The 1,352-nt window shown below is 39.9% G+C and carries 1 protein-coding gene and 1 pseudogene; both read left to right on the top strand.

What is annotated here, in order from left to right:
- The first annotated feature begins 62 nt into the window (after nt 1-62).
- On the top strand, nt 63-575 hold the full coding sequence (locus DFP77_RS19395) for a tripartite tricarboxylate transporter permease (protein ID WP_258861233.1): 513 nt from the start codon (nt 63-65) through the stop codon (nt 573-575).
- 153 nt (nt 576-728) lie between these two features.
- A pseudogene (locus tag DFP77_RS19400) lies at nt 729-1,256 on the top strand (IS5 family transposase); the annotation flags it as partial.
- Between the last annotated feature and the right edge of the window lie 96 nt (nt 1,257-1,352).

Below are 1,352 nucleotides of genomic sequence, written 5' to 3' on the forward strand. Positions count from 1 at the left end.
GAAGTGTTTAGGGTTCAAGCAACCAGCCGTAGTGTTTAAAGAAATGTGCTTAGTTGCTTGAAGTGAAAGTGTCGCACTTCGGACTTGAATTCAGGATTAATGGCCTTCAACCTGGTGTTCGGTTATTAGAAAACCAAGTTGATATGATTGCGCCTATGTTTGCCTCTCTTTTCATAAGTGCATTAATATTAATACCTTTGACACTCTTTATATTAGGCCCTTATTTTATAAAAATAGTCTCTATCAAACGATCTATTTTATATCCGTGTATTGCTGTAGTTGCCATTGTAGGTAGTTATGTGGCCACTTACTCGATGTTCCAAATGTCTATGGCTATTGTTTTTGGCTTGATTGCCTTTCTAATGAGAGCCAATAATTATCCAACAGTTCCATTACTACTTGGGTATGTTTTAGGACCAGGACTAGAGCAATATTTCAGACGTTCAATGAGTTTAAACGACGGAGACCCGAGTATATTCTTCACAAATCTTGATAGTTTATTTTTTATAATATTAACCTGTATATTCACCTATTTTTTAGTTTTCAAAAAAGAAAAAATAAAACATCAGGTTTAAAATAAAAACACGACAGGTTAATGTAACCTGTCGTGCTTTTTATCGATATAAGGTTTCTATAAGAAACTATAGAACGTTTCATCAAGGGAACATGCGATTAAGTCGGTAACATGAGATAATCTCGCCGACTTAAGACAACTACGACGCCTACCGATCATGAACCAGCTTTCCTTCGCCGACACCGAATTTACCAGCAAACGCCGCAAGACTCGCAAAGAACTCTTTCTTGGTCGCATGGATGAATTGATTCCTTGGCAGCAGCTTGAAGCCCAAATTGAACCCTTCTATCCAAAAGCAGGTAACGGACGTCGCCCATATCCTTTGTCTACCATGTTGCGCATTCACTTTATGCAGAACTGGTACAACATGGGAGACCCTGCAATGGAAGACGCTCTTTATGAGATTACCTCAATGCGGCTTTTTGCTGGGTTATCCTTAGAAGGTGCGATACCTGATCACACGACTATTATGAATTTCAGGCACTTACTGGAAAAGCATAAGCTTGGACGAAAACTATTTAAAGAAGTCCACAAATGGCTATCAGACTCAGGTATTTACTTCAAAGAAGGCACCATCGTTGACGCGACTATTATTGAAGCCGCTAGCTCGACCAAAAATAAAGCCAAATCACGTGATCCAGAAATGCACCAAACTAAGAAGGGAAACCAATGGTTCTTTGGATGTGCGACCTGAAAGTTGCAAGTATTTCTGTTTCGCAGGGTATGTCTACCTGACGAAACCGGTTGTTTCACCAACCGTTTCCTACTCGGACGTGCG

The sequence above is a fragment of the Marinomonas foliarum genome (assembly GCF_003337275.1).
GTDB lineage: Bacteria > Pseudomonadota > Gammaproteobacteria > Pseudomonadales > Marinomonadaceae > Marinomonas > Marinomonas foliarum.